At 66.7% G+C, this 22,689-nt stretch carries 26 protein-coding genes and 3 pseudogenes; 17 read left to right on the forward strand and 12 right to left on the reverse strand.

Going from position 1 to position 22,689, the window contains the following annotated elements; translation table 11 throughout:
• Positions 1 to 51: 51 nt before the first annotated feature.
• The 5 genes from ACLIVD_RS40435 (at position 52) to ACLIVD_RS40455 (ending at position 4,603) form a co-directional block, all read left to right on the forward strand.
• Positions 52 to 1,518 (forward strand): aldehyde dehydrogenase family protein, encoded by a 1,467-nt coding sequence (locus ACLIVD_RS40435; protein ID WP_491933509.1) that lies wholly within the window; start codon positions 52 to 54, stop codon positions 1,516 to 1,518.
• 457 nt (positions 1,519 to 1,975) lie between these two features.
• Positions 1,976 to 2,185, forward strand: a complete 210-nt coding sequence (locus ACLIVD_RS40440) for a hypothetical protein (RefSeq protein ID WP_491933101.1) — start codon at positions 1,976 to 1,978, stop codon at positions 2,183 to 2,185.
• A gap of 669 nt (positions 2,186 to 2,854) precedes the next feature.
• A complete protein-coding gene (locus ACLIVD_RS40445) occupies positions 2,855 to 3,433 on the forward strand; it encodes a hypothetical protein (protein ID WP_491933100.1) in 579 nt (192 codons plus the stop codon).
• Between the two features lie 352 nt (positions 3,434 to 3,785).
• The gene (locus ACLIVD_RS40450) at positions 3,786 to 4,253 is read left to right on the forward strand and encodes a hypothetical protein (protein ID WP_043787180.1); all 468 of its coding nucleotides are present in this window, start codon (positions 3,786 to 3,788) and stop codon (positions 4,251 to 4,253) included.
• Positions 4,250 to 4,603: a hypothetical protein gene (locus ACLIVD_RS40455; RefSeq protein WP_491933099.1), complete on the forward strand. Its 354-nt coding sequence runs from the start codon at positions 4,250 to 4,252 to the stop codon at positions 4,601 to 4,603. Before ACLIVD_RS40450 ends, ACLIVD_RS40455 begins: the two co-directional genes overlap by 4 nt.
• A gap of 628 nt (positions 4,604 to 5,231) precedes the next feature.
• On the opposite strand, the gene ACLIVD_RS40460 is transcribed toward ACLIVD_RS40455, so the two are convergent.
• Positions 5,232 to 5,783, reverse strand: a complete 552-nt coding sequence (locus ACLIVD_RS40460) for a TIGR03086 family metal-binding protein (RefSeq protein ID WP_491933098.1) — start codon at positions 5,781 to 5,783, stop codon at positions 5,232 to 5,234.
• Between the two features lie 1,363 nt (positions 5,784 to 7,146).
• Here ACLIVD_RS40460 and ACLIVD_RS40465 point away from each other — a divergent pair.
• A pseudogene (locus ACLIVD_RS40465) lies at positions 7,147 to 7,272 on the forward strand (Lsr2 family DNA-binding protein); the annotation flags it as partial.
• A gap of 26 nt (positions 7,273 to 7,298) precedes the next feature.
• On the opposite strand, the gene ACLIVD_RS40470 reads toward ACLIVD_RS40465, so the two are convergent.
• Complete coding sequence (locus ACLIVD_RS40470; RefSeq protein WP_491933508.1) at positions 7,299 to 7,577, reverse strand: hypothetical protein; 279 nt, start codon at positions 7,575 to 7,577, stop codon at positions 7,299 to 7,301.
• Positions 7,578 to 7,590: 13 nt separating this feature from the next.
• On the opposite strand from ACLIVD_RS40470, the gene ACLIVD_RS40475 reads away from it, so the two are divergent.
• Entirely contained in the window at positions 7,591 to 8,049 is a 459-nt protein-coding gene (locus tag ACLIVD_RS40475) for an Lsr2 family DNA-binding protein (protein WP_491933507.1), read from the forward strand.
• Between the two features lie 485 nt (positions 8,050 to 8,534).
• Here the strand turns inward: ACLIVD_RS40475 and ACLIVD_RS40480 are convergent, their stop codons facing one another.
• Complete coding sequence (locus ACLIVD_RS40480; RefSeq protein ID WP_491933097.1) at positions 8,535 to 8,711, reverse strand: hypothetical protein; 177 nt, start codon at positions 8,709 to 8,711, stop codon at positions 8,535 to 8,537.
• A gap of 967 nt (positions 8,712 to 9,678) precedes the next feature.
• Positions 9,679 to 9,972, reverse strand: a complete 294-nt coding sequence (locus tag ACLIVD_RS40485; RefSeq protein WP_491933096.1) for a DUF4193 domain-containing protein — start codon at positions 9,970 to 9,972, stop codon at positions 9,679 to 9,681.
• Between the two features lie 465 nt (positions 9,973 to 10,437).
• Between ACLIVD_RS40485 and ACLIVD_RS40490 the strand changes: the two genes are divergently transcribed.
• From ACLIVD_RS40490 to ACLIVD_RS40520, 7 genes are all read left to right on the forward strand, one after another.
• On the forward strand, positions 10,438 to 10,581 hold the full coding sequence (locus tag ACLIVD_RS40490) for a hypothetical protein (RefSeq protein ID WP_491933095.1): 144 nt from the start codon (positions 10,438 to 10,440) through the stop codon (positions 10,579 to 10,581).
• 249 nt (positions 10,582 to 10,830) lie between these two features.
• The gene (locus tag ACLIVD_RS40495) at positions 10,831 to 11,160 is read left to right on the forward strand and encodes an ANTAR domain-containing protein (RefSeq protein WP_491933094.1); all 330 of its coding nucleotides are present in this window, start codon (positions 10,831 to 10,833) and stop codon (positions 11,158 to 11,160) included.
• 374 nt (positions 11,161 to 11,534) lie between these two features.
• A complete protein-coding gene (locus ACLIVD_RS40500) occupies positions 11,535 to 12,095 on the forward strand; it encodes an STAS domain-containing protein (RefSeq protein ID WP_491933093.1) in 561 nt (186 codons plus the stop codon).
• 480 nt (positions 12,096 to 12,575) lie between these two features.
• Complete coding sequence (locus ACLIVD_RS40505; RefSeq protein ID WP_491933092.1) at positions 12,576 to 13,346, forward strand: ANTAR domain-containing response regulator; 771 nt, start codon at positions 12,576 to 12,578, stop codon at positions 13,344 to 13,346.
• Between the two features lie 164 nt (positions 13,347 to 13,510).
• Complete coding sequence (locus tag ACLIVD_RS40510) at positions 13,511 to 13,735, forward strand: hypothetical protein (protein WP_491933091.1); 225 nt, start codon at positions 13,511 to 13,513, stop codon at positions 13,733 to 13,735.
• 299 nt (positions 13,736 to 14,034) lie between these two features.
• Positions 14,035 to 14,343 carry a hypothetical protein gene (locus tag ACLIVD_RS40515; RefSeq protein WP_005563969.1) on the forward strand — a complete coding sequence of 103 codons (309 nt, stop codon included), beginning with the start codon at positions 14,035 to 14,037 and terminating at the stop codon, positions 14,341 to 14,343.
• Between the two features lie 284 nt (positions 14,344 to 14,627).
• Positions 14,628 to 15,029 carry a hypothetical protein gene (locus ACLIVD_RS40520; protein ID WP_491933090.1) on the forward strand — a complete coding sequence of 134 codons (402 nt, stop codon included), beginning with the start codon at positions 14,628 to 14,630 and terminating at the stop codon, positions 15,027 to 15,029.
• Between the two features lie 52 nt (positions 15,030 to 15,081).
• Here the strand turns inward: ACLIVD_RS40520 and ACLIVD_RS40525 are convergent, their stop codons facing one another.
• Both ACLIVD_RS40525 and ACLIVD_RS40530 read right to left on the reverse strand, forming a co-directional pair.
• Complete coding sequence (locus tag ACLIVD_RS40525; RefSeq protein WP_491933089.1) at positions 15,082 to 15,423, reverse strand: WhiB family transcriptional regulator; 342 nt, start codon at positions 15,421 to 15,423, stop codon at positions 15,082 to 15,084.
• 340 nt (positions 15,424 to 15,763) lie between these two features.
• Entirely contained in the window at positions 15,764 to 16,540 is a 777-nt protein-coding gene (locus ACLIVD_RS40530) for an ANTAR domain-containing protein (RefSeq protein ID WP_491933088.1), read from the reverse strand.
• A 251-nt stretch (positions 16,541 to 16,791) separates the two neighbouring features.
• On the opposite strand from ACLIVD_RS40530, the gene ACLIVD_RS40535 reads away from it, so the two are divergent.
• Positions 16,792 to 17,580, forward strand: coding sequence for a GAF and ANTAR domain-containing protein (locus ACLIVD_RS40535; RefSeq protein ID WP_491933087.1), 789 nt, complete (start codon positions 16,792 to 16,794; stop codon positions 17,578 to 17,580).
• 6 nt (positions 17,581 to 17,586) lie between these two features.
• Positions 17,587 to 17,832, forward strand: a complete 246-nt coding sequence (locus ACLIVD_RS40540; RefSeq protein WP_491933086.1) for a hypothetical protein — start codon at positions 17,587 to 17,589, stop codon at positions 17,830 to 17,832.
• A gap of 52 nt (positions 17,833 to 17,884) precedes the next feature.
• Here ACLIVD_RS40540 and ACLIVD_RS40545 read toward each other — a convergent pair whose 3' ends face one another.
• The 5 genes and pseudogenes from ACLIVD_RS40545 to ACLIVD_RS40565 all read right to left on the reverse strand — a co-directional run bounded on the left by ACLIVD_RS40545 (position 17,885) and on the right by ACLIVD_RS40565 (position 20,431).
• Entirely contained in the window at positions 17,885 to 18,652 is a 768-nt protein-coding gene (locus tag ACLIVD_RS40545; protein WP_491933085.1) for a GAF domain-containing protein, read from the reverse strand.
• 28 nt (positions 18,653 to 18,680) lie between these two features.
• Positions 18,681 to 19,385, reverse strand: a complete 705-nt coding sequence (locus ACLIVD_RS40550; RefSeq protein WP_491933084.1) for an ANTAR domain-containing protein — start codon at positions 19,383 to 19,385, stop codon at positions 18,681 to 18,683.
• Between the two features lie 292 nt (positions 19,386 to 19,677).
• Entirely contained in the window at positions 19,678 to 19,890 is a 213-nt protein-coding gene (locus ACLIVD_RS40555) for a DUF6098 family protein (protein ID WP_491933083.1), read from the reverse strand.
• An 85-nt stretch (positions 19,891 to 19,975) separates the two neighbouring features.
• Positions 19,976 to 20,134 (reverse strand): annotated as a pseudogene (locus tag ACLIVD_RS40560) (DUF6098 family protein); the annotation flags it as partial.
• A 54-nt stretch (positions 20,135 to 20,188) separates the two neighbouring features.
• Positions 20,189 to 20,431, reverse strand: a complete 243-nt coding sequence (locus ACLIVD_RS40565) for an acyl carrier protein (protein WP_491933082.1) — start codon at positions 20,429 to 20,431, stop codon at positions 20,189 to 20,191.
• Between the two features lie 283 nt (positions 20,432 to 20,714).
• Between ACLIVD_RS40565 and ACLIVD_RS40570 the strand changes: the two are divergent.
• Positions 20,715 to 21,039, forward strand: a pseudogene (locus ACLIVD_RS40570) (low affinity iron permease family protein).
• Positions 21,040 to 21,192: 153 nt separating this feature from the next.
• Here ACLIVD_RS40570 and ACLIVD_RS40575 read toward each other — a convergent pair.
• The gene (locus tag ACLIVD_RS40575; RefSeq protein WP_491933081.1) at positions 21,193 to 22,512 is read right to left on the reverse strand and encodes a UDP-glucose dehydrogenase family protein; all 1,320 of its coding nucleotides are present in this window, start codon (positions 22,510 to 22,512) and stop codon (positions 21,193 to 21,195) included.
• Between the last annotated feature and the right edge of the window lie 177 nt (positions 22,513 to 22,689).

Here is a 22,689-nt window from a genome sequence, read left to right on the forward strand (position 1 = left end):
CTTCGATTAATTTTTCGACGGCGTCAGTTCCCTCAGAGAAGGATCTTTACCATGACGACCACAGCAGAGCCCACCACGACCGACTGGTCCGTCTGGAACACTACCTCGGCGGAAGTGGGCGACGGCGCAACGGTTGTCGTCACCGCGCCGGCCACTGGGGAGGTGCTCACCACCGTCCGCGCCGCCACCGCTCAGGATGTGGACGCCGCCGTTGGGTTGGCCACGCGCGCCCAGAAGGACTGGGCGGCGCTCACCTACGATAAGCGCGCTGCCGTCCTGCGCAGGGCTGCTCAACTGCTCGAAGCAGATCCGGACCGGATCCGGAAATGGCTGATCCCTGAATCCGGCTCCGGGTTCGGGAAGGCCGTCTTTGAGGTATCGATGCTGATCGGCGAGTTGAACGAATGTGCCGCGCTGGCCTCCCAGCCCTACGGGGAACTGCTGCGCTCGACCATGCCTCGGCTGTCGATGTCCCGGCGCATCCCGCTCGGAGTGGTTGGAGTGATCTCCCCCTTCAACTTCCCCGCCATCCTCTCGCTCCGATCGGTGGCCCCTGCACTGGCGGTCGGTAACGCTGTCATTCTCAAACCAGACCCCCGTACACCGGTCTCTGGAGGCCTGGCCCTCGCCGACCTGCTGACCGAAGCGGGCCTGCCCGAGGGACTTCTGCACGTTCTTCCCGGCGGCGCCGACGTCGGCGAGGCCATCGTCGCGCACCCCGACATCCCGTGCATCTCCTTCACTGGCTCCACCGGTGCCGGACGCGCGATCGCCGCAGCAGCGGCTCCGCTACTGAAAAAGGTTCACCTCGAGCTCGGCGGCAACAACGCCCTGCTGGTCATGCCCGACGCCGACATCGACGCAGCCGCCTCAGCGGGGGCTTGGGGATCGTTCCTTCACCAAGGCCAGATCTGCATGACCACCGGCCGACACATCGTCCACTCGTCGATCGCCGACGAGTACGTCAGCACCCTCGCGCAGAAGGCTGCGCAAATCCGGGTCGGTGATCCCACCGACCGCGCTCATGCACTCGGTCCGCTCATCGACGAGAAGCAGCGCGACAAGGTGCACTCGATCGTCACCGCCAGCATCGAGCACGGTGCCCGGTTGGTCACCGGCGGCGAATACGACGACCTCTGCTACCGGCCCACCGTGCTCGCCGACGTGACAGTCGACAGTCCGGCCTACCGGCAGGAAATCTTCGGCCCGGTCGCGCCGGTCATCACCTACGACACGATCGACGAAGCCATCGAACTGATCAACGACAGCGAGTATGGACTTACCGTGGGCATCCTGACCGGCAACGCCTTCGCGGCCTTCGAACTCGCCGACCGGATCGAGTCCGGCATGGTCCACATCAACGACCAGACCGTCGGCGACGAGGCGACCATTCCCTTCGGGGGAACGAAAGCCTCTGGTTCCGGTGGCCACTTCGGTGGGGTCCGCGCAAATCTCGACTCGTTCTGCGAAACCCAATGGGTCACGATGCAATCGAATATCGAACGCTACCCATTGTGAGTATCCAAGAAGGACTCCTGCATTACATTCGCGATCCCTGGGTTGCGAGTTGGGGAGACGCCGCTGAGGAGGTGAGCTGATCAGTCTGTCGGTGGTAGACCCACCGTCGACCGATCCTCACCAGTTTCCCTCCAGACCGGGAGGAGGCAAGAATTCTCACGCCACCTCAGAAATCCAGAAGTCCGCGCGGGCAACCTGAGTCAGGGAGGTCGATGCACGTGACTGCTCTGAGGCAGCCGTCAGAACTGCGTTCGTACGGCAACACGTGAGCTGCACTTCCGGCGGAGGCACTACGACGATGCCGCTACCGTCCGGTTCCTCGGCCGCACATCGCATCCCATATGGGTACCAATAATCGATAGAACGCCGCAACTGGGGTGCCGGGTACGGCACCGACATGCGACATGGCCGACTCCGATCCTTGGGCGCCGGCGGGTGCTGCGGTTGAATGGGAGGCATGGGGTCGTCCGCGGTGGAGCAGCTGTGGCAGACGTTGTCCGAGAACGGGTTGGCGTTGGTGTGCGTCCGGGGCCCGCAGTGCGGGTGGGCGGATCTGATCACGGCCGGGGATGACACGCCGGGGGAGCTGACCTGGCTGGCCCGGGAGACGAGCGAGATCGCCGAGCAATACTCGCTCGACAACGTCCACCGCACAGCGACGCGGTAACTGCGCCGAAACTGACCATGGCGGAACAGGAGGTGGTCTGGGCCGCCTACACCGCCACCATAGGTATCCCGGGGCGCGCCGAGCCTGCGGATTGGATGGGGGTGCGGGCGGTGCGGCCATGTCCAAGGCGGAGATGAACCCGGTCGGGCAGGTGATATCCCTCCGGTTCACCGGGCTTGACTCCTGGACGAACCCGGGCTGCTGCCTGTGCGCGGTGTGCGTGTGGCGGCACCGGCGCTGCGCGCCGGGCGTGCAAGTTGTCATCCGCATTCGTGGCTGGCGGATTTGGTGCCGCGGCGTACGACGTTGTCTTTCGCTGCGGCATCGGTCCTGAGAAGTCGCTGCCGTGGGGTGTGGAGGTGGCCGCGATCTGGCGCGGCGGCGGGGTTCTCCGAGGGGACGACTCGTTGGTGCCCGGCAGCTGACACAATTTGCGGCATGCCGAAACAGTCCCAGACGTGCGCGACAGTTGATTCGACGCCGTGGCTAGTCAGATGCGTTGGCGCCGTTGGCGTAGCCGTCTCCGTAGTGCTGGTGTCCGGATGCGGCGGAACGGACACCTCGGAGGTGGCCGGTGAGTCCGCGGCAGTGGTCGCGAATTCGTCAACGTCAGGTTCGGCGGTCGCGCCGGCGTCCGCTACCTCGACGCCGGCCACGGTGTCGAGTCGCGTGGAACCGGCGGCTGGGGAACTGCTCCTCACTGATGATGAGCTGATCGGGAGTGGGTGGAACACTGATGGGGACACCGACCCTGAAGCTGCGGAAGTACAGGCGTCGTCGCAGCCGGAGTGCAGTAATCAGTCGTGGACGCTGAAGACGCCCGAGGTGTTTGACGATGCCGCCGGCGCATGGCATTTCGATTCGGCCGCTGAGGTGGAACTGATCACCAGCCAGGCCTGGACCTATTCGAGCGCCGACACAGCCTCGGCAGCGCTGGCAGCCTATCGAGACATCGCAAGCAGGTGTGTCTCCTGGGACACCGCCGACACCGGATCCGGCTACGCCTATCACGAACAGCAGGAACTCTTCGATATCCCGGTGGCCGAGGAGGCGCTGGGCCGGCACGGCACCACATCGTCGATCAAGTATCCGGAGGTCGGCAGCTTCCCCATGTACTGGGTTGCCGCGCGAAACGGTTCCCAGGTCGTTCAGGTCACGTACCGACCTGGCTCGTTGTTGAGTGCCCCCGAGGGCCGCGCCCGTGTGGGAACACTCGCGGCCACGGCAGCATCGAAGACGCAGGATTAGCTTCCGGTCCGGCCATGTTGCCATCCACAATTGCCAGTCCTCCGTGCCGCGAGGGTGTAGCCGTGTCGTGAGCGTTGAAGCCGTCGCAGAACATGAATGCACGGTCGATCAGCAACCTTGGTTGTGACTGCGATACACGCCCGGCAGGAGCTCTCCGAGGTGTTTCTGGGCGAGGTCGGGGTTGTTGAGGATCTGCGCTGACAGGTCTGTGGAGGATTCCGTGGCCCCGATGACGGCGCTGACGAACTCGTTCTACAGGGGCGGCGATGCGGAGAACTGAGGGGAGTTGGCCTGCCGGCGCCTCGTCCGCCAGCACCTTGCCGACCGCACACTTTAAAAGTACATTGAAAGTATGTCTGTGGGTGAGGTGCCGTTCTCGGATATCCAGAACAAGGGGAAGGCGACGCTGTCGGAGTGGCAGCGGTCGGGTGCGCGGCCGCTGCGGGTGACGCGGCGCGATGACGAGGATTTGGTGTTGATGACGGCTGCCCGGGCGGATCAGGAACGGGAGGTACTCGCGGCGGCGACGGCGATGGTCGACGCCCTGCTGCACTCGGATGACAGCGCTCTGGTCCGCAAGGTCGTGGCGGCGGCGTTCCCGTGGGTGAGCTACCTCTCGGGTGAGGAGGTCGCCGGCTTCGTCGACGAGCTGATCGCATCGCTGCGGGCGGGCTCATCGCTGGACAATCCGGCTCCGCCGGCCCGCACGATCGAGACCTGGCGCCACACGGCGGAGGTGTATGCCGATCCGGAGTTGGCCAGGATCCTGTCGATGCCGTCCGAGGGTGACTTCGGGGCCGTGCCGGTGCCGGAGCTGTGAGCCCGAAGCGGGGTGAGCGCGTCGCACCGCCAGCGGCCGGGGAGCTGTGGGACCTGCGGTTCGCGACCAGCGAGGCGGCGAAGGGGTGGGATGAGCTGTGCCGGCAGGCGCCGGCGAACACGCTGGTGGCGTACGAGGAGTTGCGACGCCGTACGGTCGCGGGGGAGTCGACCACACGCCATCACCGGTTGAAGGGCAAGCTCGCGACCGGGGTGCACAACGGTGTTGAGATGGAGCAGTGGCAGTACGAGGTCACCGCCGGCGGCCGGATCTGGTATGTGCTGGATATCGAGCACCGCACGTTGTGGCTGAAGCATGCGGGCACAGGGCACCCCAAACAGACCGAATAGTGTTGCCATTGTGCTGAATAGGGACCTGATCGAATCGGCTCAGCGGAGTCGGGGAGCCGAGGTGGTCGGCTCGCGACCTAGAACCGTGCTGTGCGAGCATACGGTCTCTATTCGTGGTCCCGACCCGAGCCGCACACTGAGCGAGTGTTTGAGTGCGGGAGCTGGAAACGGGGCACCATGGCCATGGTCGCGAAGAAGAACAGCTGAGCGGGAATCCGCTCTGCTCATAAGTGGCTGCGCGACTTTCGGTCGATCTGCCACCGAGCCGGCTCCCGACCCTACATTCGGTGGGCAGTGAGGTTCTGGGCGCCGAGCGAACGCATCTGAATCCGGTGCGGGAGGCATGACGGTGCCGGCAACGGCGCGTTGCATCTCCGGTCACGGTCGATCCGGGAAAACGCGGGATGGCGGAGAAGATCTCCGCACTCAGTGTCTTCGATGCGGTTCCTCAGTTCAGGGCAGCAACGTCACTCTGAAGAGCAGATCGAGCCGCGCGGCGATCGCGACCAGAACGCCGAAACGCGACTGCGACGATGAAGAATGGCGACGCCGCGCGATCAGCCCAGTCGATCGGCACATCGTCGATAGAGCCGTGCGGCCGACTCTGTGCGCCAGGCAGTTTCTTCTGTTAGGTGGCGCGGCCCAAGAAGTTCAACAGCTGGGTCTGGGCGTCGGCGTTGTCTGTGGGCGCCACCTTGGCCCCGAAGGCGTGGGGGAGTCGGATCCGGTCGTCTTCTGCGACCAGAAAGGTTCGGGCCAGCTCGACTGCCTCGGGATCGAGGTGTTCGTCCTGCCCGGTGGCGCGCGCGAAATCCCAGGTATGTATCAGCGTGTCGGCGCACGCCATCCGCCGGACGAATTGCTCGAAAGGCAGGTTGCCGAACTCGGCGCCCAATACCTGCTGGGCGGTCGCCTCCGACTCCAGGGCGGCCTGTACCCGGGCCGTCGCATCCAGCCATGCGGCCACCACGTCCTCCCCAGGGGTAGGCGCCCGGTAGTCATTTCCCCTGAGCCCTGCGCAGGCCCGTCGGTGGTTACCCACCACATGGGCGGCGACGTCCCAGGCGGTCCAGCCTGGGCAGGGGGAGGCCGAGTTCCAGCGGTCCTGCGGGCAGCCCAGGAGACGATTGGTGAAGTCCTGCGCCACGCGCGCGTACAGACTGGTGATGGGCGATCCCATCCCCACACCGTACGTCAACCGCACCTCACCGCATCTGTGCTGGTAGAGGGCATTCGTATGCGCGCGGCGACCCACACCGGCGGCCACTCAGCCTGAACTGGGAGATCTACCGCCCCCGACACAGGGTTCCGGGGCCGGGTGCCGAGCCGTGACGATGTGCCTCGAGACCTTGTCAGCGCTGAAGGGAACAGGTGCGATGGGGGAGCTGACCGCGGTGTATATCGGTCTGTCCGTCGGCGCCGTGGTTGCCGAGGCAATACTGCGCGGCCAGGGCCACCGGACCTGATCGTCCGCACGCGACGGTTGGCCGACAAGTCGTGGACGGATTGGTGCTCGACGAGGATGTCGAGGTGGCGGTCCTGCGGTGGCCAGCGGAACATCATCTGGCTCGGCCAGGGCGCCTAGCTGACGGCGTGGGTGGGACTACGCGCAGACCCGCCGGACCGTGACCGACATCTTGACCCGCACGATTGTCGCCGCGCAGGGCTGCATTACAGAGTGCCGGCACGGATGCAATGAACTCACGCTCATGCTGGTCGACGGACGGAAACCGCCGATGCTGATGGTGGTGCGGTCGGCGCCGTTCGATGCCGACGGATGGGCCCGAGAGATGGTGCTCGCCTCGCTCGGTCACGATTTTCGATCTGACAGTGGGATAGCGAGGCGACGTATGGCTGACGCCAGTTGATCGGAGTGAGCACCCGCGGTTTCTCGGCCGGCGCGCGCCCCACTGTTGTCGCGAGGGGTAGCCGTCCCGGTGCTGTTGATCATCGCGGTGTTGTGTCGAGTTGTCTGCACTCGTGTGCACGGTGCCGCAGCCGGTTTCGGGTGAACCGTGTGTGTGAGTGCGGTGCGGAAGAGAATGATGCCGGCTGTGGGTGACCACCCCCCGAATGCGGTGGCACGGCCACGACGGTGTTCTCCGGGCTGCTGGGGATGTGGCCGGCGCGCGGCCTTCGCGAGGTAAGGTTCGGTGCCGCTGTGACCCGAGTCAGGGAGGCGCTGCACCGCCGGAATTGCGGCACAGTCGTCGGTGAGTAGGTGGTGGGCCGTCGGGCGCACACCCTGCTCGGCACCGTGAACACCGAATTCGGCAATGTCGACCATTTCAATGCCGCAGCTGCCGAGGCAATTTCGGGATTTCGGTGGAGAATGGTCCCTGTCGGGGTGAGTCGTGCTCGTCCTGCATGAAGCTCGGTGCGATGTGATTTTGAGCTCGAAGAGGATCGTGTTTGGTCTGCCCACATGGACAATGTCTTGAGACGTTGAATTGTTAGTTCGGTGAGCTTCCTCATTTCCAGGACGAGCCTGCCGTTACTGTGTGCGTTCGACGATTGCCCTGACGTAGAAGGAGAGCGCGAAGGTGGTATCACCGAGGATTTCCGAAGGTTCGGCGAAGACGACGACCAAGGAGATCCGCGAGTGGGCGATCGGAGAGGGCCACGAAGTGTCTCCCCGCGGCCGGATTTCGGCCGAGATCGTGCAAGCTTTCCATGACGCTCAGGTAACGAAGGCTCAGGCAAAAGCGGCGCCGGCGAATAAGGCGGCCGCGAAGAAGATAGTCGAGGGGAGGGCTCCCGCGAAGAAGGCTCCCGCGAAGAAGGCTCCCGCGAAGAAGACGGCTGCGAAGAAGGCTCCCGCGAAGAAGGCTCCCGCGAAGAAGACGGCTGCGAAGAAGTCTCCGGCGAAGACGGCAGGGCCGAAGATGACGGCTGCGAAGAAGGCGTCGGTGAGGAAGTCGCCGGCGAAGACGGCAGGGGCGAAGTCGACGGCGGCGGAGAAGATTGTCGCCACGAAGGCGTTGGCGGTGAGCAAGGCTCCGGCGGCGACGACGACCAAGGATATTCGAGAGTGGGCGATCGGAGAGGGTCGCGAAGTGTCTTCCCGCGGCCGGATTTCGGCCGAGATCGTGCAAGCTTTCCATGACGCTCAGGCAGCGAAGGCTCAGGCAACGAAGGCTCAGGCAAAAACGGTGCCGGCGAAGAAGGCTCAGGCAAAAACGGTGCCGGCGAAGAAGGCTCAGGCAAAAACGGTGCCGGCGAAGAAGGCTCCGGCGAAGAAGACGGCCGTGGAGAAGATTGTCGAGAAGGATGCTCCGGTGAAGGGAGCGGCGGCGGGCACGGCTCCGGCGAAGACGACGGCCAAGGAGATTCGAGAGTGGGCGATCGGGGAGGGCCGTGAAGTGTCCTTTCGCGGTCGGATTTCGGCCGCAATCGTGCGTGCCTTCCATGACGCTGCGGCGAAGTTGCCGGCTGTGGGCGGCTGAACCGAGTGGTGTCCGCTCTTGAGCGTGACACACCGACTCCGGGTTGCCGGGGTCTCTCAATCCGACGGACGTTCAGTGGACGAACCCTTGCCTGTCTCTTCGAAGCCAGGCTCACCGAAGATGAGCGCGCCGGTGTCACAGCCATGAACGCGGGCGGACGGTCGGTGCGACTGGTACGGGAGGTTGCATTCACGAGCGCTGGTCGACAGTGTGCACCGAGGGGCCGATGGGAGTTCCGCTGGCACCTGCTGGGTGAGTGTCGGTGCCGAGAACTGTCTCCCGTACCGAAACGGCCACTATCGGTGGCCGATTTGCCCGGACGGTGTGTCGCTGTGTGGTCTCTTCTTGCGGTCAGGCGAGGCCGATCAGCTTCGGTTCAGTCGGTGGTCGATTCCCGGCACTCGCGCTGACATCGTGGTGTGGTCGTCGGATGGGGGTCGTACGTCCGGCGGCGATCACCCCTCGGTCGGGCCACTCGGGTGCGGTCATTTGCGGCCGGCGGTCCATTTCATTCCCGAGCGGTAGGCTTTGGAGATTTCGGATTGGGTTCCGTTGATGTATCGCACTTCTCGTATGGCGGTGAATTCGTTCTTCTCGTTCTTCAGCAGGGCGATGGCGCAGGATCGGGCGCGGTTGTCGGGCGAGTCGAGGCGTACTTCCACTTGGGGGCCGTGGGGTGGGTACAAGGTGACCACGCCGTCGGCGGCGGACCAGTTCGGGGTGCCGTCGTAGATGTAGGCGAAGATGAGGATGCGTTTGAAGTCGGCGAGGTGGGCGAGGTTGATGTGGAGGTTCTCGCCGCCGGTGTTGGTGCCGGAGCGGTCGTCGCCGTCGAGGGCGATGTAGGTCGGGTAGTGCAGGTCGCCGAATGCGTTGCCGAGTGCTTGGACGACGCCTTTGGACCCGTTGTTGAGTTGGTAGAGGCAGGCGAGTTCGAGGTCGATTGCGCCGTTGCCGAGGAGTCCGCGCCGGCCGCGGGTTCAGTTGAGGTTGATCCGCATCGTGCCGGTGTCGCCGCCCTTGGGCGAGGGACACGGTGGGGACTGCCTTGGTGGGGTGATCTTGCTGAGCTGGACCCGCGGCCCGCCGACGCTCGCGCGGTTCGTCTTCGGCGCGTTCACCGGGGGCGCGCGAGCGGCCTGCTCCTCCGGCATCGGGCCGTGCCCAGGTCCCGACCCATCGCGTGGATCTCGAGCAGCGGGTCGACGAGATGTGGGGTTCCTGTTGCCGGGGATCATGCCGTTGACGGCCGGTCCGGGAGCTGGTTCGCAGGAGCGCCGCGGCCGACATCATCGGGGAGATCATCGCGGACGACGCGGCAGTGACCGACCCTGGCGGTGGTGGGCACGTGTGGGCGCCGGTGCATCGGTGGGGAATCGCGGTCGACGACGGGCGACTGACCTTCGTCTACACCGAGGACCTGCCCGTCGATCCGAGTTTCCACGGCCCCATCCCGGAACGTGATCGGGATGGGGCCGTGGCCCACACCCGGCCGGCACCGGGGAGATTGACGGCGGCACACCGCCGCCCGCGGGCGGGTCCCGCCCCGAGATGTTGGGATGCGGGATGCTCGTGCGGCGGCGAGGAGCCCAGGGCCATCCGAGGTAGCCGGTGGCTTCCGGTGTTCGGTTAGGTGCAGTCCCGGCAGATCAGCTGCGCTGGGTCGGCGAGGCGGCTGCGGTGGTGGACCAGAAAACAACTGGTGCAGGTGAATTCATCCGCCTGCTTCGGGAGGACGCGGACGGTGAGTTCTTCACCGGACAGGTCGGCGCCGGGCAGTTCGAAGGACTCGGCGGTGTCGGTGTCTTCGACGTCCACGACGGGGGACTGGATGTCTTTCCGGCTGGCGGTCAGCTGTTCGAGGGACGTGTCCGCCGTGTCGTCGGATTCGCCGACTCTGGGGGCGTCGTAATCGGTGGCCATGGTGGTTTTCCTTCAAGCTCTGCGTGTTCGGACCCGTCACATTAGAGGGTCCGGTGAGGTGACCCGGTGCCCGGGGTCCGGGCGTGCTGTAGCGTCCGCATTTCCGGGGTGGGATCGTGATTCGGGTCCGTTCGGAGTTTGCCGATCTTTCGATTGTCGTTTTCTGGCAGGGGATCTGGACATTTCGGAGGAGGGGCGGGTGGACCCTCTCGGCTGAACCCCACTCCGGAGAAGTGTTCTCGCCGAGGTCCCGCTTTCACCCGCGTCATTCGTGCGAATGGCAGCCGAGCTTCATGTGGGGGATGTGGGGCAGGCGGGGATCGTGCCACGCCGATCGGGGCTGTGCGCGTCGAGTCGGTGATCGTGCGTTTCGGCTTGAATTTCCGACGCCGAGAAGGTAAAAAATCTATATCCTGAGATGCAGATAAGTTCGCCGTGACGAGCCAGGAACCAAGGAGAAATTTGATGACCGCAGACGACCCGGAGGGCGCTCCTCGTGATGGACGACCCCTGGTTCTCGGCGCGGGCAGCGGCGGGGCGATCACCGGAGGGCTGATCGTCACGCTCGCCCTCAGCGCGCTGACCGTCCTCTCGTCCCTACCCACCTGACCACCGGCGACCCGCCGCCGCCCTCGTTCCGCGGCGATGCTTCATGGTTGACAGGAACACGCCGTGACCTGCGGGGACGGCGACCGATACCGGTACTTGGGCGGGTGTGCGGATCGCGGGCCCGGCGGGCGTGTGCTAGAACTATCGGGCATCGGCAGTGACGTGACTCACATTTTCGCGTCCGTTCGGGAGTGGTTGTTGGCACACCGGCACCTCCCGGCCGACGTAGGAGAGCAAAGGACACACCACATGTTCGAGGACACCGCAGAATCACCCCTGACCCCGATTCCCGCCCCCACGCGCCTGATGCCCCGGCGCCGCCCCGACGGTCGCGAACTTCTCGCCACCGCGAAGGGCATCCTGATGGCCGCCCGCCGCTGCAGCGACGCCCAGGCTTTCGACGAACTCCTCGACGTCTCCCGCCGCCATCACCTGACCGTGGTCGGTGCTGCCCGGCATCTGGTCGACCTCGCCGCCGGGGCTTCGCCCGGTCGGCGCACACCGGAGGCGGTCCGGTTCGACGAATGGGAGCAGCTCCTCGCCCAACTCCCTTCGCACCGGCACGCGCACGCGAGCTGACGCCGTAGCGGGCGCATGCCTCGCTGGTGTCGAGGGTCCGTTCGGTTCGACACTGATCGAACATCGAATCACCCCAACGGATCTCGACCCGAGCCGGGCCGCCCGACGGGGTGGAACCTGTGTGACGGCGACCCCGTCCGCCGTGGGGTAAAACCACTGCTCGGACGTGCCTGCGATGAGGATCTCCGGCAGCGGCCGGGATGGTGGGTCGGCGGTATGCCGTGTCCCGGGATGTGGGTTGCTTCCTGGGCAATGGGCGTTATCGTTGAGGGCAGAGGTTGAGTACACAGCCCGGCAGGCATTTTTGTCCGTCACCGGCTAGATTCTCGGCCTTTTTTGGGTTTTCGGGCCGGTTCCACCCCGGAGGAAACCTCATGACCTACTTCCATTCCGTCGTCGACTCACCGGAGCAGGTGCAGTCCTGGTTGACGGACACCTGGCGGCCGAACGCCACCGCGTCGGGGGCCACCGAGTTCCGCATCGACATCGACGAGCCACCCGGCGGTCCGGTGGTGATCCGGGTGGCCGGGAACGTGGACGCCGGAACCGCACCGGGGCTGTCGGCGTGCCTGGACGAATCGGTGCTGACCGGTCACAGTGTCGTCGTCGACCTGTTGGATGTTCCGTTTCTCGGCTGCCCCGGGTTCGCCGCGTTGCACGACACCGCGACCGATCTGTCGGCGCAGCGGTGCCGCCTGACCGTGGCGGCATCGGCGGAGGTGCGCTCGATGCTGAGGAGGATCGGCCTCGGTGCGGCGGTGCCCTGCTTCGCCACCGTCGCCGAGGCATTTCTGGCGGCCCGCGCACCCCAACGGCACGCCGGCAGAAGGGATCCGTCGTTCCCGATCCCAGGCCGGTCGGGTTCGTCGAACGGCTCTCTCGCAGCCCTCGCCGTCGGCGCCGGCCGCCCGGAAGGGTTGAGCGCTGCCGGATGAGAGCACCGTGCCGATCCACTGTGCCGGCTGCCGGCGGATCCACCCGACGGAGTGCCCACCTCGACCCGGTGGCCGTCGCCGGCGATGCCGCCGGCACCGGGCAATCGTGTTCGCGGCAGGTCTTGGCGGCCTGGACCCGTGGGGCGGCAACCGGTGCACAGCACCGCCAGGGGCGGTGGTGACCGCGGATTCGACCGAGTTGAGTCGGATGGTGGCGTTCGCATTGCGGTGGTGCGCCCGCGGCGGCGGCCCGGCCGAGGTCATCAGGGGCCGATTTCGGGATGGACACCACGGCGTTCTTCCGGACACTGGTCGGGTACCTCGACGTCGCTGCGCCGGCCCCGCTGCGGCCGGTGCTGGTCGAGCGGATGACCACGGTCGCTCGTCGACGGCTCTAGCTGGGCACCTGACTTCGCGGAGTATGCGTGGAGGGGGATACTCAGGGGAGACGGGGTTGAGTGGGTTGGAGGCCTGGTCGTGATGGGTGAGCTGGGTGCGAACGGCGCCGGGTCTGTGTCGATGGAGACGGTCGGTGTCGCGTTGGACACCGTCACCGAGGCGTTGGACCAGTTGCGGTCGGCGACCGCCGCGGAGGAAACCCTCGAGGCGGTGTTGGGCCGACTAGCCCGCACGGCGGTGATCGCCCTGCTCGATGCGGACGCGGTCAGCGTGACACGGATCGACACCCCGGATCCGGTCACGATCGTGGCCACCGACGACACCGTGCTGGACATTGACGCGCAGCAGTACGCGGCAAACCGGGGACCGTGCCTCGAAGCCGCCCACAGCCGCGCACCGGTCCGCGCGGTGATCGGGGAACATACCGATCAGTGGCCCGAATTCGATACGGCCGCGAAGCTGGCGGGGATCCGCGCGTATCTGTCGGTTCCGGTGATCGTCGACGGCGACGGACCGGGGGAGCTGGTCGGGTCGTTCAACGTCTACAGCTACCGGGCGGAGGCGTTCGACCCGTTCGACGAGAAGCTGATGCGCCTGCTGACGACGGCGGCGTCGGCGGCGATCAGCAACAGCCGTCGCTGGCACAGCGCGGCGGCGACGGTCGGGCAACTCGAGGCGGCGCTGATGTCTAGGGCCGAGATCGACCAGGCCAAGGGCATGCTGATGGCGATGCACCACATCACCGCCGATGAGGCGTTCTCCCGGCTGGTGGAGATCTCGCAGCGGACCGGCACCAAGCTGCACCGTGTCGCCCAGACGCTGATCGCCTCCCTCACTGCCCCCGATCCCTAGATCATCGCCCAGCGAGTTGGTGGATACACACTGCCCCTCGTCGGTGGGGAAATGGTTCGTCGCACGTGTCCACCCGTCGGCGGGGCTGTGCGAGGAGGCCTCGGGGTGGGGATACCACAATCATCCCACAATCATCTCCCTGCCCGAAACGCCGAAGGAGGCTCGTGGCCCGATCGTGGCCGGGTGCACGGGTCCGGGTACGGGCAGGTAGCGGCGCCTGGTCAGCCTGGATGTCCGGTGTGGTGGTCGACGACTACGCAGCCGAGGCGGGCACCGGTGCCGGTCCCGAGTGGGCGCCGGTGCGCCGGTGGGCCGTCGCCGCGGATGACGGCACTCTGGTCTTCGTCGACGACGGTGACATCGAACCCACCCCACCAGACGAGGGCTGAGACTGTTCTCCCGTCCGTGTGGTGCGTTCGGCTCTGGCCCTGTCGGGAACGGTGGTCGGCTGGGACCGCGGCGTCCCCAACCCTGGGCGCCGACCCGGGCGCCGACGGGGTGATCTACCGCTGGCGCAACAACCCCGCCGAGCATGCCCTGTGGCTCCTCGACCGCGGAACCCTCGACTCGCCCCCATGCCGGGCCCTGAGCTGGTGTTCGATTCATCTGTCGCGGTTGTGGGTAATCCGGGATCTCCTCCAAAAGAAACACCCAGCTCAGGGCTGACTGCGACCGAGAAACTGATCCGATGACCATGCAGAGCGCACACCGCCACATCACCACAGACCATGACGAGATCCGCCGTTGGGTCGAGGCGCACCACGGCGCACCGGCGAGGATGACGAACACGGCGACCGCCAACAGCGCCGGAGTTCTGCGCATCGACGTGCCGGGCCAAGGCACCGCGGGACTCGAGCACATTTCCTGGTACGAATGGTTCACCGCGTTCGACGGGCAACGCCTGGCCCTGTGTTACCCGGATCCGCACGTTCGCGGCGGAACCAGTGCATGGTTCGAACTCGTGCACCGGGATATCGGCGACGCAGTTTTCTCCTGATCTCGGCGCCGCTCCACGCCGATTCGCGGGACCCACGCACACCGAGTCGCCGTCGACCTCGGCCGGCACGGCGCATCCGCTTCAATCGTGCGTAGTTCCAACGGCATTGGAGCTCGGGTTGAACGACGCGCCAAGGCGATCACGTCACGATCGCCATGCTGACACATCCTTATGGGTCCACCGAAGTGACCATCGCACCAAAGGTTCCCTCCTGTCATTAATGATCCCCGCACTCCGCGGAAGCGGCGCAGTCGATTCCTGGTGATGGCCAGCGAGCACCGTAAATGATCCGCTCAGTTCCCGCCGCCGCCACTGCCGTTGCCCCATTGGTGGTTCCTTGCTTCCGGTGGCCCGGACCGTCGTTGCCGCCGCCCTGGCTGCCGTTCCCGCCGCCGTTGCCCACGTCTGCGCGGTGCGTCACGTTCGGCGCGACAATCGCAAGTGCCGGGGCGATCGGTTCGAAGCTGATCATCGGCGGCGGCGCGGCCGGGGCCGGGCTGCCACTCGCGGTGGGAGCGGGCGCCGGGACCGAGAGCGACCCGACTGTGCTGCCCTCGTCCCGCGACGTCACGGCCGTTGCCGGCACCGCGATCGCCACCAGTACCCGACGACCGCGGCGCCGACCACCCCGTCGTGGTCGGGCGCCGATCCTCCTCCTCGTCACCGGCGTACCACTGAGCCCGTAGGCCGTGTGCGCGTACGCGGGTTTCGCGTCCCCGGTCGTCGGCCGCTGCGGGACTACTGCATGCTCGCGGCACGCCGCTGCTGGCGGGCGTATCGGCGTCGCTCGGTCTCGCTCATCCCGCCCCAGGTGCCGTACGGTTCGGGAGCGGACAGGGCGTAGTTGCGGCAGGGTGCGAGCGCCGGGCAGCTCGCGCAGAGCCGCTTCGCTTCGGCGTCCCGGCGGGCGCGGTCGCGTCCGCGTTCCTTGTCGGGGGAAAAGAAGATCGCAGCGTCGACGCCTCGGCATGCTGCCCGGGCACCCCACTCGGCGACGAGCGGACCGTGGGGGTCGGTGCGCCGGGGATCGCGACCCTCGGGGTGCATGGTCGGTGGAACAGGGCACGGTAGCGATGCCATGGGAAGGGGGCCTCCGGACGGACATCCCGGGGAACCGACGCAGGGTGACGTGTGGCGATCAAACCTGGACTCGTTCCGCCGGGGCGAAGAATTACCAGGGCTGCTCTCTCAACCTGCAGATTCCGATGATAGAAGCCTGCCGAGCTGCCGCTTTCCCAGGGGTGGCAGACGACTGTTCGTCCCCGCCAGTACACCCACCGCGTGTGTCGAATCGAGCGTCAAGCGATGTCGCTGTTCGAGAGGGGGCCCTCGACACGCGGCACGGATTCCAAGCTCCCGTGGGGTCTTACGGCACCGGGTCGGCTCACACGGCATGGTCGGGACAGTCGGGGAGCGATTTTCAGGAATGGCGGTCGAGTGAGGTGACGATCCGGTGGGCGACGGCGGCGAGTTTGACGTTTTCGCGTTGGGAGGCGTCGACGAGGGACGCGAAGGCGGTGTCCTCGTCGATCCCGCGGGAGGCCATGAGGGCGCCTTTGGCCTGTTCGATGACGCCCCGGTTCTCCATGGCGGTTTTCACGCCGGACAGGTCGTGGCGGGCGCGGTCGAGGTCGCGGGAGAGGCTGATGATGGTTTCCCCGACGGTGGTGTAGATCGTCAGCAGGGCGGCGTCGAGGTCGCTGAAGCCGTGGCCGTCGATGCTGTAGAGGTTGAGGGCACCGATATGATCCTCGGCCAGGCGCAGCGGCGCGGACAGGTAACTGCGCACTCCGAGACCACGAACCGCGGCGGCGAAATCAGGCCAGCGTTCCGGCAACTCGTCGAGTTTCACCCTGACGACCGTGCGGGTGGCGGCGGCTTCGAGGCACGGTCCCTGCCCGGTCCGGTACTGGTCGGCGTCGATGTCGACGACCCGGGGGTCGGTGCACGCCGGGGTGGTCGCGGGGCCGTCCGGATGGACAAGGGTGATGCCGGCCATGTGCGCGCCGGGAATGGTGTCGACGGCCCACCGGCACAACTGCTCGAGGAACGAGGTGGTGGGCTGGTCGGCGACGGGGGTGGTGGGCGGGTCGGCGACGCTGAAGCGTACGCGCAACTGATCCAGGGCGGAGGCGACGGCGTCGACCCGGGCGATGACGTCGAGGTCATTGTCGGGCGAGAAGGTTTGGTGGGACATCGGTGATCTCCTCCTGGCAAACACGCGTCAGGCACACCTCACCTGCCGCTGGGGGTGGGCAGGCTTCTCTACCGCGGTAAACGAACCCATTTTACCGACCCTTGGGGCCGGTTTGCGGTGGGTGTCGGGGCGTAGTGTTCGAGGTGAGGCGAGAGAAGATGCCTCCGGTGATTTCGCGTGGCCCCAGCACAATCTGAAGCGTTGCTATGTCCCAGGCGCCGACGCCGGCAACGCGAAAGGGCGGTGCACCGGTGACCGATGTCGATCACGATCGTCTCGGGGTGTTGATGGCCGATCTGGCCCGCTCCTGGACCGCGCCGAGCGACCTGAACAGCACCCTGTGTGCGGTGACCCAGGCCGCGGTGGACCTGATCCCGGGCGCGGACAGCGCCGACATTTTGACCATCGCCGGACGGCACCACTACGAGTCCCATGCCGCCACGTCGGCGTTGCCGGCCGATCTCGACAGGGTGCAGGCCCGATTCGGGGAGGGTCCGTGCGTCGACGCCGCGGTGGACGGGTTCGTCACCCGCAGCGACGACCTCACCGTCGAGGTGCGGTGGCCGCGGTTCACCCCGCAAGCGCTACGTGCCGGCGTGTACAGCATCGTCTCGTTTCGGCTCTACACCCACACCGCAACCACCGGCGCCCTGAATGTGCTGGCCACGACCGCGCACGCGTTCGACGACGAATCGGTCACCATCGGCGAAGTCCTCGCCGCCCATGCCGCGATCGCGGTCACCGCCGGCCAACGGGAGTCGCAGTTCCGGTCCGCGCTGGTCAGCCGTGATCTGATCGGGCAGGCCAAGGGCATGCTGATGGAACGCTTCTCGGTCTGCGCGGACCAGGCATTCCAGATCCTCGTGACCCTGTCCCAGGACTCGAACACCCCGGTCGCCAAGGTCGCGGAACGGATCGTCCACCTCGGCCCCGGTCCCGACCCCGGTCGAGGTCCAGGTCGAGGGCCGGGTCGAGGGCCTGGTCCCCGTCCCGATCCCGATCCCTGTCCCGGTCCGCGGCCGATGACGAGAGGACGGTGACCCGTCGTGTCCGGCCCCGTCGAACTCTCACTGCGTGCCGCCGCCCTGCGGCTGCGCCGATCTGTCGAGTTGCGGGCCGCCCGGGCGGAGAGCATCGGCATTCTGCGGCAGTGGGGTGGGCTGTCCACCGAGCAGGCCACCGGTGAGTTCGACTCCGACTGCGTGGGGTCAACCAGCACCGCCGAATCCGATCGGTTGCGCGGTCAGGTCGACGCCGCCGCGCACGGCCGGTCCGATCCGGACTGGCCGTAAAGTCAGCTCAGGACGTGCATCGGACTTGAGGGCCGTCGGCGGTGTGGTGGTGTTACTTCCCGCTCCCGGCCTCGAGAGTGCCGGTCTCGGTCAGCTCGATGGGATGCACAGTGCCGTCGGTGATCCGGCGTGCGAGTTGCCGCAGCGGCACCGCGTGCAGACGGCTGTAGTCGTCGAGCAATCCGCGGGCCCGAGCCGGTGAGACGTCCAGGGTGCCGGCGACGAAACCGGTGGCCTGCCCGGCATGCACCCGGTCGTTGAGCAGCACCAGCGTCCGCTCCGCCAGCCGGCCGGCCCGGTCGTCCTCTTCGTCTCGGGTGAGCTCGAGCACGATCAGGGCGGCGAGCAGACCGCCGAGCCGACGATCTTCCTGGTCGAAGACGGTGGGCTGGCTGTAGAGGACGTTGAGGCCGCCGACGGTGCGGCCGTCGAGGACCATCGGGATCGCGAGCACCGCACGATATCCGATGTCGCGGGCAACAGCGGCGAACTCCGGCCACCGGTCGGGATCGACCGCCAGATCCGGAACCGCGAGCACCTCCCCGGTGCGGATGCACTGCGGACACGGGCCACTCTCGGTCTGGGTCTGCAGCAACTCCACCAACCGGGCCCGTTCGTCGGAGGCGGCGACCACCCCGAACCCGCCGCGCGGATCGACGATCATGATCCCGACCGCGGCCGCCGACAACAACTCCACCCCGATCGTGGTGCTCCGGAAGAGCACCGCCCCCACGTCCTGCTGACTGTCGACCAGCGCTCCGGCGATCTCCGACAGTGCGTCGATCACCCTGACCCCCGGGTCCGGGCTCTTCTGCGACATGTGGGTTCGCCTCCTGGCTTCCATGGTCTCACTCGCCGAGGTCGTCGACGTCGATGCGGTGGGCGATCACGTCCCGGGCGAGTTCCAGCACTGTGCGGTCGAGCAGGAAGGCATGCCCACGCAACCGGGCGAAGGCATCGCCTAGGCTGATCCCCAGGCGTGCGGCCAGCATCCCGGTGGCGATGTTGACGTCGTGGTACGAGCCCGCGCCGGAGAACCAGTCCTGCCCGCCCCTGTGCGCCTGCTCCCTCCCGAGCAGTGCCAGGGTGATCAGGTCCGCCAACGCCGCGGCGTCCGCCATCGCCCGGCCCGCCAGCATCCCGGGGGCGCGCCGATACAGATCCAGGGTGCCGAGCGCGATGGCACCGAACTGCAATGGGAACGCGAACGCCGCGCCCATCCCCAACGTTTGCGCGGCATCGGTGAACGCCGGCCAGGAACGGTCCGCAGCGTCCAGGCTGCCCACCAGCACCGGTTCCCCGGTGCGGAAGGCCGCCACCCCCGGTCCCTCGCCGAGGGTGTACTGCTGATCCTCGAGCGCCCGCGCCCAGTCATCGCTGGCACCGAGCAGGTCCTGGGCGGTCTCGGTCGCGCGCAGCGTCACCGCCGCGGCATCGACCCCCGGCAGCACCGCAACACCGTTGCGGCATACCGATTGCGCCCACCCAGACTGTCCCGGGCTGCCCGTGGCGTCCGCGACGGCATGCCACAGCGACCGCCGCCGATCCTCCACAAATCACATCCTCTATCGCCGAACCCGCCCCATGGTTCTCACTCTACGAGCCCGGCGGCATCTCCTGCGCCACCGAAACTCGCTGATACGGCACGCACACCGCGAGTGCGATTTGCCCCCTCAGAATCCGGGTACCCGACCCTCCAGACAGCTTCGGTGTTCCGGAGCATCAGAGCCGTCGAGGCTGCATCAGTTCACATCCAACAGCTGGTGCAGCCGTCCGGCGACCGGTGTCGTTTCAAACGATGCTGTTCCCTGTTTTCCTGCGACGACAGCCACGAGTGTCGTCGTGTCAGCTGGTGGACTCCCGGCCCAGGTCGAATCGTTCCCGGTAGACCAGCGCGGCCTCGTCGAGGACCTTCCGATCCAGCCGGGCCAGCGGCTCGATATCGGTCAGCAACGGTTCGTGGTCCGGACGCCGGCCCACCACGGTCCCCTTCAGCAGCCAGGCGAAGCAGCCGTCTTCCGCGGCGAGTTCGGCGTGCCTGTGAATCCGCCGGGCCACCCACTCTTCGACCGGGCGGTCGCAACGGCTCCGGGGAGATCGTGGTCTCCGACAGACCCGGCAACGTCAGATGCGCTTCATAGTCCCGGGACGGGCCCTTCTCGGCGTCGACGCGCGGACTCTTCGAGTGGCGCAAATACACCTGCGGGTCGTCGGCGACGATGTCGGTCAGCTCGGCGAGAGCAGTGATGACCGGCAAAACGTCGTCGCCGACAACCACGGTGTCGTCGGGCGAGTGGAACATCGGAGACTTCCTCAGCAATACGGAGTTTCGGCTTCGGGACCGGCGCCGACGAGGTCAGGTCATCGCCGGACCGGCATCCGCCGAACCCGACAGCTCTTTGAGCAAGGCGTGGCAGCGGCGGGCGCGGTCGGCGTCCTCGGCCATCACCTGCTCGAAGAACGACGCGATGTCGTCACGGTCGGCGTTCCTCGCGTCACGCACATATTGGCCGTAGTCGTGGCCGGCTTTGAGTGAGTGGTACTGGACGGAGATGAGATCGAAGCTGACGTCGTCGAAGCCGGTTTCTCCGGTAGCCATGATGATTCCCTTCGCAGGTCTGCAGAGAGTGTGGGCGGTCTGTGTCGAGTACCTGGGGTGGCCAGGCCCGAAACAGGTCCTGCCCATGCACCGGGCGGGTGTCGGCGCGCAGGGTTCGGGTAGGTACCCCTGGCACGTCACCGTCGCCGGTTCCGGACCCCGAAGTGACGGAGCCCGGTTGGTCACTGTCCCCCGAAAAGCCCTTCGGCCAGGCATCTCCGCCTCGGTCACGCCTCGATGTCCGGTTGAGAGTTGCCGTGCTGGGGTAGGGGATAGGGAGCATGTGCGAAAAGGAAGTCACCATGCGTGGTTCTTCGCGTTGTGTGTTCTCCTGGTGCTGGTGTGGGCGCCGTCGTTTCTGGTGATCAGCAACATCGATTCCTGGCGACTGTTCATCAACACCCTGACCACGATCGTCACGTTCCTGCTGGTCGCGTTGCTGCAGAACACTCAGTAGCGGGCCGACGACGCCCGGCACAAGCTCAACGCGATCGCCGACGCACTGAGCGACCTGATGGGCGAACTCGCGACCGACAAACCCGCACTGTCCCGGCACCGGGACGAACTGCGTGACGCCGGTCGGACTCGAAGACCACGAAAGCGCCTGAGGCACCATCGGTTGGTGTCACGGCACCGGCTTGCGGGTAACACCTGAACATGTCAGTGGCAATCGGGTTGCGTTCGGCACCACCAAGAAAGGCGCCGGGCACCGAGACGCCAACCGCACGTGTGTGCAAAAGTCCGGGGTGACCGGATTGGTGTCATGGTCGTCCGAGCCCTTGATAGGTCCATCCCGCGCGGCGCCACTGCTGGGGATCGAGGCAATTGCGGCCGTCGACAAGCACCTTGTTGCGCACGACCGCATCCAGGTCGCCCGGTTGCAGTTTGCAGAACTCCGACCACTCGGTGAGCACCAGGACCACATCGGCGCCCTGGCACGCGTCCGAAGCGGTCGGTGCGTATCCCAGCGTCGGGAACAGCACGCGCGAATTGTCCATCGCCTTCGGGTCGTAGACGTTCACGGACGCGCCCTGCAGCTGAATCTGTCCGGCAATGTTCAGCGCGGGCGAATCGCGGACGTCGTCGGAGTCCGGCTTGAATGCTGCACCCAGGACCGCGACCCGCACACCGAGGAGGGAGCCGCAGGTGTGCCGGACAAGTTCGACCGTGCGGGTACGACGTCGCATGTTGATGTTGTCGACCTCGCGGAGGAAGGTGAGTGCCTGGTCGGCGCCGAGTTCGCCGGCCCGGGCCATGAACGCTCTGATGTCCTTCGGCAGGCAGCCGCCGCCGAACCCGATTCCGGCATTGAGGAAGCGGCGCCCGATGCGGGCGTCGTATCCGAGCGCGTCGGCGAGCACGGTGACGTCGGCGCCGGCGGCCTCGCATACCTCGGAGATGGCGTTGATGAACGAGACTTTCGTGGCGAGGAAGGCGTTGGCCGCCGTCTTCACCAACTCGGCGGTGGCCAGATCGGTGACGAGGAAGGGGACGTCCGCGGCCAGCAGCTGCGCGTACACCCCGCGTGCCACTTCTTCTGCGCGGCCGAGTCGGTGGCGGTCGATGCCGAGCACCAGCCGGTTGGGATGCAGGGTGTCCTGGACGGCGAATCCCTCTCGCAGGAACTCCGGGTTCCACGCCACCTCCAGTTCGGCTCCGGCGGGTGAGAGCTCTCGTGCACGGGCGCCGAGCCGCTGGGCGGTCCCGACCGGCACGGTTGATTTGCCGAAGAGCACCGCGGGACCGGTGATCAGGGGCGCGAGGGTGTCGATGACCGTGTCGACGTACACGAGGTCGGCGGCGTACTCACCCTTCTTCTGCGGGGTGCCGACGCAGAGGAAATGCACCGCGGTGAACGCGGCGGCCTGCTCATACGAGGAGGTGAAGCGCAGCCGCCCGGTGGCGACGTTGCGGCGGAGCACGTCCTCGAGTCCGGGTTCGTAGAACGGCACCTCGCCGGCTTCGAGTGTCGCCAGCTTCGCCGGGTCGACGTCGACCCCCAACACGTCGTGCCCGAGTTCGGCCATACAGGCGGCGTGAGTGGCACCGAGGTATCCGGCACCGAACACTGCGATCCTCATCGTTACCTACCGTTCCGCAGGAATGTGCCTCGCCGTTGCGCGGGCTCGGGTGGAGTTCGACGTGACCGGTCCGCCCGACACCCGAGTGCGGCGTGAGCGCGTGACGTCGTGACGCCGTGGTCACTATCGGGGAGAGAGGCCCTTTGGTGGTCTCGCCACAACGACGTCATGCACCGC

It is taken from the genome of Rhodococcus sp. G6(2025), assembly GCF_058628105.1.